The following is a 6,897-nucleotide window of genomic DNA, read 5'->3' on the forward strand; positions in this document are numbered from 1 at the left end:
CGCGTTAGCGGTGCGGAGCACCTTGACCACCTGCCGCACGGATAGGTGAGGATACCTCCGATAGAGTCGGAGCCGAGCCACTTCTCCCATTAGCCAGCGGACAAACTGCTCTGGGAAACGCTCGGCCAGATATTTGCAGACGTTGTCATAGGCCATGTCGAGGTGGATCCCTGGAATTAGCGACCGCCCACGGTAATGGAATCTACCTTGATGTGAGGCTGCCCGACGGTGACGTAAATGCTGCCACTTACAGAGCCACAGAACCCAGCTGCCAAGCTGAGGTCTTTGGAACACATGGAGATTTTGGTCAAGATGTCTTTGGCTTCTCCGATCAGAGTGGCTCCCTTGAGGGGTTTGGTAATCTTGCCGTTTTCGATGAGATAGGCTTCTTCGACGGCGAAGTTAAATTGCCCAGTGGGGCCGACGCTCCCTCCCCCCATACGCTTGCAGTAAATGCCTTTGTCGATAGAAGCAAAAAGATCGTCCAACTCTGCATCTCCAGGGGCGATGTAAGTGTTGCGCATACGGCTGGCAGGGGCAAAGGTGTAGTTCTGTCGGCGACCGCTGCCGGTGCGGGGGTGGCCGGTGCGCATTGAGCCGGCCCGGTCGGCCAGGAAGTTCTTCAAAATGCCCTTTTCAATTAGCAAAGTGCGCTGGACGGGCATCCCCTCGTCATCCACATCCAGGCTGCCAAAGGCCCCTTCAGAGAGACCTTCGTCCCAGGCGGTGAGGTTTTTGTGGGCAATTTTCTGGCCTTTTTTGTCGGCAAAGGGAGTGGTTTTGCGCTCAATCTGGGTGGTTTCCAACAAGTGGCCGCAGGCTTCGTGGAAAATGACGCCGCCAAAGGCGTTGGACATCACAATCGGGTAGGTGCCGGATTCCACATAGTCGGCATAGAGCATCTGGCCGGCGGCTTCTGCCAGTTCCCGGCTATGGGCCTCCAGATCCCAACGGCGCAAAAAGTTGGGATCCCCCGTACCGCCGGAGCGTTGACTGACAGAGGCGCGATGGGATCCATCGGCACAGAGCAGCGTAGAGCTCACGGATTGGGTGAGGCGCACATCCCGCACAAAGGTGCCATCGCTGCAGGCCACCAGAATCTCTTGCCAATCGCGGAAATAGGTGGTGCGGCGGGACTGCACATGGCGGGCTTGGCGACCCAGTTGCTCGTTGGCTTTGAGCAGGATCTCCCCCATCTCCGCAATGGGGCTACATTCCTTCAACCAGCCATCTTTGCGGCGACGCTCGCCGTAGTCCTGCAGCATCTCCAGGTTGACGGCAGAGACCAGCGCTGTGGGGCCAGGAGGGGTGAAGCCCATCAGCGAAAGGCCCTTCTCCAGAGCAGCCTTGAGACCGGCAAAGGACAGATCGTTGGTGCTGACGTAGCAGTCGGCCAAGCCGCGAAACACCCGCACGCCGGCCCCGGTGGAGAGCCGTGGGGTGATGCTGGTGATGGCGTCATCTTCGGCCAGGCAACTGATGGAATTGCCCCGTTCTAGAAAAATCTCCACCAAATCGGCACCGGCAGCGCGCCCCCAGCCCAACAGGGCAGAGAGGGGATCCCGCCAATCCTCGTCGAAGCGCTGTAGAGTATGACGGTAGTTCAGGTTGGGCAGTTCTTTGGACAAAAGCAGCATGGCAGGCTCAGGGAGTAGAGACGAGCTAAGGCCGGCGCAAGTTTTCGTTTTCTCAGTTTAACAAGGAGTAAAGGTTCTCCCCTGCCGGCAGGTTGGCCTTGAGCTTGACAAGGGCGGGGGAGCAATCGAAGATCGCTGCACAAGGAAACCTCGACTTGCAATGGCTGCCAAGAAAAAACCGCCGGAGCTTCAGCCCAGCCTATTTGACGATCCCATCGAGCCGCCAGCCCCGGCGGAGGAGACACTCCCCCAGTGGGATCAGATCCCCCTGTCGGCCCAGGTGTCCATCCCCCCCGGCACTTACAGGGATTTGGAGCAACTGAAGCAGCATTGTTTGGTATGCCAGCGCTGCGACTTGGCAGCCAGCCGTACCCATGTGGTGGTGCATCGGGGCAACCCCAAGGCAAGGATTTTAATCATCGGAGAGGGGCCAGGGGAAAGCGAAGACCTGCAGGGGCTGCCTTTTGTGGGCAAGTCGGGACAATTGCTGGATAAAATCCTGGCTTCGGTGGGGCTGGATCCCGAGCAGGACACCTACATCTGTAATGTGGTCAAGTGCCGCCCCCCTAACAACCGCGTGCCCACCCAGGAGGAGATGGACGCCTGCCGTCCCTATCTGTTGGAGCAGATTCGCCTGGTGGATCCCTGGATTATTCTGCTCACGGGGGCCACCTCGGTGCGCTCCCTTTTGGGCGAGAAGCGAGGGATCACCAAGATCCGCGGGGAATGGATCCAGTGGCAGGGACGCTGGTGTATGCCCATTTTTCACCCGGCCTATCTGCTGCGCAACCCAGACCGCACCCCTGGCAGCCCCAAGTGGTTGATGTGGCAGGACATCCAGGCGGTGAAGCAAAAGTATCTGGAACTCAACGGCACAACGCCACCTCAGCCGGACTTTTGAGCCCATTTTCCCAAGCGCCCCTTCTCCCAAAGGGGAGCAAGGGATCCCTGCGGTGGGCTAGCTTTTGGGTTTGAACCCAGTCAAGAGGCCAAAGCGGAGCAAGCCGGTGGCATAAGCCCGACGCATCAGGCCCAGCCCCAGTGCCGCCCGAAGGGTAACCCAGCCGCTGCGCAGCAAAGCCGGGATCCAGCGCCAGTCGCGGGCGGAAGCGATCACCTCATCCCAGAAGGGGGCCACCCGCTCCGACCAGTCAGCACTGCGCAACTGCTCAAAGCCCACCTGTTGGGCCAGAGCCTCGTAGCCGGAGAGGCTGATCACATAGGGTAGGCAGTACACCTCGTAGATTTTCTGCAAAAGCTGTTGATCCTGCCGACTCAGGGATCCCTCGCGGTGGCACCAGGTTACCACCATCACCTGCCCGCCCGGTTGCAAGACCCGCCAGCCCTCGGCCAGAAACTGCCGCTTATCCGGCATGTGCTCGCCGCTTTCCAGAGACCACACCAGATCAAAGGTGTTGTCTGCAAAGGGCATCTCCAGAGCATCGGCCACCTGAAATCGCACCTTGTTGCTCAGGCCGGCCTCTTGGGCGCGCTCCCCGGCCCGCTGGGCTTGGACGGGGCTGAGGGTAATGCCCGTAACCTGTGCCCCAAAGCGCCGGGCTAACTCCAAGCTGCTTCCCCCAATGCCACAGCCAAGATCAAGAATGTGCTGGGGAGGGCAGGGATCCCCGATCTGGCCCCACTGGATAACCCTGTCGATCAAGTCAATCTGAGCTTGGCGGCGATCCTTACCGGTTTGGCCCGGCTCGTAATAGCCATGGTGCATGTGCTCCCCCCACACCCGCTCCCAGAGGCCGGAGGAGGCATCGTAGAAGTGGCGAATGCGTTGGTTGAGGGTGGAGGTCACGGCGGCAGATCTCGGTCTATGGCTTTCTCATTTTGGATCCTCTTGCCCGGTGGGGCTTGATGGGGAGGTCTTGAAACCCAACTCGCGCCAGCCGGACGGAGTCATAGGGACAGACTCCTTCCGAACTCACCTTGGAGCAGAAAGCGATCCCAGCGCCCAAACCAACCGCTGCACAGCACTCAAGAGCACCAGAATCGCCATCAGCCCAAACAAGCCCACCATGTACTCCGGGAAAAGGAAAAACAAGCCGTAGAAAAAGATGGTTTCGCTGCCCTCGATAAGCCCCGACGGCATACTTAAGCTGGTCAGTTCATCCAGGGATCCCGCCCCGACAGTGCCATCCGTCCTTGTTGCTCCGCAACGCTGTCGCGAACGCCGTTTTTCCAACAGCCCTGCCAAATACATCCAGGAGCAAAGGTTGATGTAAAAGCTGGCCAGCATCAGAGCCAGAGAAGCATAGCCCAGCAGGGATCCCTGGTGAAAGGCCAGCCCCAGGGGAACGACTGCGTAGACCACCACGTCCAGCAGCATATCCAGGTAGCCCCCCAGATCGCTTTGCCGTCCCTGCAGACGAGCCAACGTGCCGTCCAGCCCGTCCATAAACCGGTTCAGCAACCACAGGCCCAGCCCCCACCCGTAGGCCCCGTAAGCTGCCGCTGTCCCAGAGGCCAGGCCCACAGCAAACCCCGACAGGGTAATGGCTAGGGGATGCACCTGTTGGAGAGGGGTTTGCAGCACTGGAGCCAACAGCCGCTCCTTCCACTGCCTAAGCACCTTATCCAGCAAGAAACACTCCTTTCTTATTGCTCTGCAACGCTGTTGCCGATGATCACCACCGGCTGGGATCCCAGAGGCCAGAGGCACAAAACCTCTGGATTCAATTTTCTTGCTCCGCACCGCCAACGCGATGGAAATCATCATCCCAGAATCATCCCAGATGATGAGAATGCTACTGAAGGGAGGTCAGAGCAAAGTGCTGTGCCTACGGCAAAGGAACCGCACCGCTGTTGCGAATGAAGCGGATACCTACGCGGAGTATGTTTGCTCTGGCCCCTTTCCTCTACCGGAAGTGCTGCGGCAAGCCTAGGCTGGGACAAAGCCTGTGGGTAAACTAAAGGTTAGGCTGGGTAGCCTATCGCCTGGCGGACTGTGTGCTCCTTAACTCGGTGTTCGCGGCACCTTTTTCTCCCTCAACTCCAACATACCTACGAGCGAGTCCATGAGCGAGACCCCCACTTCCCCAGCAGAAGCGTTCGCGGCACCAGAGCCGGTCATTGCCATCACCGGCCTGACCAAAACCTATCGCACAGGATTTTGGCTGAACAAGGTGGTCAGCCCCCTCAAAGATTTTTCTCTGACTGTGGCCCGCGGAGAAACCTTTGGGCTGCTGGGGCCCAACGGGGCCGGGAAAACCACCACCATCAAATGCCTACTGGGCATTGTGGAGCCCACCCGCGGCAGCGGCACTTTGCTGGGCAAACCCCTGGGGGATCGCTCCATCAAGCAACAGGTGGGATATTTGCCGGAGAACCCCTATTTTTACGATTACTTGACGGCATGGGAGTTTCTCCAGTTTGCCGGCAAGGTGTTTGGTCTGCCCAATAGCCTGTTGAAGGAGCGGATCCCGCAACTGCTGGAGCTGGTGGGGCTTTCTATAGATACGGCCCGCAAAAAACAACTGCGCACCTACTCCAAGGGCATGCTGCAGCGCACTGGCATGGCCCAAGCGCTGATCAACGACCCAGAGCTGGTGTTTCTGGATGAGCCGATGTCAGGACTGGATCCCATGGGCCGCTATCAAATGCGCGAGATCATTCTGTCCCTCAAGCAGCAGGGCAAAACGGTGTTTTTCAACAGCCATATCCTGGCGGATGTGGAAGTTATCTGCAACCGAGTCGGCCTGATCATCGGCGGCAAATTGGTGCATCAGGGAACTTTGGATGACTTGCTGGGAGAGAGCAAAAGCTATCGGGTACAGGGGCACGGTGGCGCCGTCGAACAGTTCCGCGACCGCCTAGAGCACTTCTCGATTCAGGGATCCCATTGGTCGGGGGAATGGAGTGGATCCCTACCGGAGTTGCTGAGCCTTTTGAACCAAGCGGGGGCACTGGTCACCGACTTGCATTGGCAACGGCAATCCCTAGAAGAATTCTTTGTGGAGCAAGTGCGGGCCATTGAAGGGGATCATCCGGTCTCTGCCTAGGCTGGCCGTTCGCACTGGTGCTATGGAGAACCCCGAGAGCAGGACGGAGTTCTGCCCTGAGTATTTCCCAGTAGGGGACTCTGTGCTCCGCACCGCTAATCGGCGGCAATAACAGCCCGGTAGTAGCCTTCCAACTGTTGGGTGGCTGCCGACCAGCTCCAACGTTCTGCCTCTTGGCGGGCTTGCTGTCGGAAGAGCTGTCGCTGCCCGACGCTGCTCAGGAGTTGCTGGGTAACCTGGACAAAGTCGCTATCCGAATTGGGATCGAACAGAAAGCCATTGCGCCCACTGTCCACCACATCGGTAATGCCGCCGCAGCGGGGGGCGATCACCGGACAACCGGCAGCCATGGCTTCCAACAGAACCAGCCCCAAGGTCTCGGTGCGGGAGGGGAACACGAACAAATCCGCCGAAGCAAAGGCCGCTGCCAGAGACTCCCCCTGCAGATAGCCCGTAAACACCACATCGTAGCCGGCAAAATGTTGCTCCAGGGATCCCCGCTCTGGCCCATCCCCCACAATAGCTAGGCGCGCCTGTGGGATCCGCTCTAGCAACACCCGGATCCGCCCTACTTCCTTCTCAGCCGAAAGCCGCCCCACATAGAGCAAAAGAGGCCGTTCCGGTTGCCCTGCGGTGAGCCGAGCCCGCATTTCTGAACTGGCCGCCTGGGGATGAAACAACTCCGTATCCACTCCTCGCTGCCACAGCTGCACCCGCTCAATGCCGTGGGCGCTCAGCTCCTGCATCATGGCCGTCGAGGTGCAAAGATTGACCCGCGCCAAATTGTGCCCCAGCTTCAGGAGATTCCACAAAACCCCCTCCAGAAAGCCCAGCCCATAATGCTGCAGATACTTCGGCAGATGGGTATGGTAGGAGGCCACCAGCGGGATCCCCATCGTCTGGCTGTAGTAGAGGCCCCCCAATCCCAAAACTGCCGGGTTCACCACGTGGATCACATCCGGTCGGAAACGGCTGAGCAACTTGCCGATGGCCGGGCCGGGGGCAGCCAGCTTCAACTCTGGATACAGAGGCAGCGGCATCCCCGGGATCCCGTAAACCCGTGCCCGTGCAAACCGCCGCGGGGCTCCCCGGGGCGCGACGATGAGCACCGAGTTACCACGAGCGGTTAGGTGACGCACCGTGTGGCAGAGGCGGGTAACAATGCCGTCCACCTTGGGCAGAAACGTCTCCGTAAACAGGGCTATGCGCATCAGGGATCCCAAGCCTACTGTTATTGCTCCGCAACGCTG

Annotated in this window: 6 protein-coding genes; 2 read left to right on the plus strand and 4 right to left on the minus strand. The window is 59.3% G+C overall.

Annotated features, from left to right (window positions below; translation table 11 throughout):
* Positions 1-176: 176 nt before the first annotated feature.
* Positions 177-1,637: a TldD/PmbA family protein gene (locus NW819_RS09820; protein ID WP_414413624.1), complete on the minus strand. Its 1,461-nt coding sequence runs from the start codon at positions 1,635-1,637 to the stop codon at positions 177-179.
* Between the two features lie 280 nt (positions 1,638-1,917).
* On the opposite strand from NW819_RS09820, the gene NW819_RS09825 reads away from it, so the two are divergent.
* Positions 1,918-2,538 carry a uracil-DNA glycosylase gene (locus NW819_RS09825; protein ID WP_011433970.1) on the plus strand — a complete coding sequence of 207 codons (621 nt, stop codon included), beginning with the start codon at positions 1,918-1,920 and terminating at the stop codon, positions 2,536-2,538.
* A 57-nt stretch (positions 2,539-2,595) separates the two neighbouring features.
* On the opposite strand, the gene NW819_RS09830 is transcribed toward NW819_RS09825, so the two are convergent.
* Both NW819_RS09830 and NW819_RS09835 read right to left on the minus strand, forming a co-directional pair.
* On the minus strand, positions 2,596-3,444 hold the full coding sequence (locus NW819_RS09830) for a methyltransferase domain-containing protein (protein ID WP_414413625.1): 849 nt from the start codon (positions 3,442-3,444) through the stop codon (positions 2,596-2,598).
* A 126-nt stretch (positions 3,445-3,570) separates the two neighbouring features.
* A complete protein-coding gene (locus NW819_RS09835) occupies positions 3,571-4,365 on the minus strand; it encodes a CDP-alcohol phosphatidyltransferase family protein (RefSeq protein WP_414413626.1) in 795 nt (264 codons plus the stop codon).
* Between the two features lie 298 nt (positions 4,366-4,663).
* On the opposite strand from NW819_RS09835, the gene NW819_RS09840 reads away from it, so the two are divergent.
* On the plus strand, positions 4,664-5,647 hold the full coding sequence (locus tag NW819_RS09840; RefSeq protein ID WP_414344385.1) for an ABC transporter ATP-binding protein: 984 nt from the start codon (positions 4,664-4,666) through the stop codon (positions 5,645-5,647).
* Positions 5,648-5,742: 95 nt separating this feature from the next.
* On the opposite strand, the gene NW819_RS09845 is transcribed toward NW819_RS09840, so the two are convergent.
* Positions 5,743-6,858, minus strand: a complete 1,116-nt coding sequence (locus NW819_RS09845) for a glycosyltransferase family 4 protein (protein ID WP_414383974.1) — start codon at positions 6,856-6,858, stop codon at positions 5,743-5,745.
* Between the last annotated feature and the right edge of the window lie 39 nt (positions 6,859-6,897).

Origin of the sequence: Synechococcus sp. R8-2 (assembly GCF_047461715.1) — a bacterium.
In the GTDB taxonomy this organism is placed as follows: Bacteria; Cyanobacteriota; Cyanobacteriia; order Thermostichales; family Thermostichaceae; genus Thermostichus.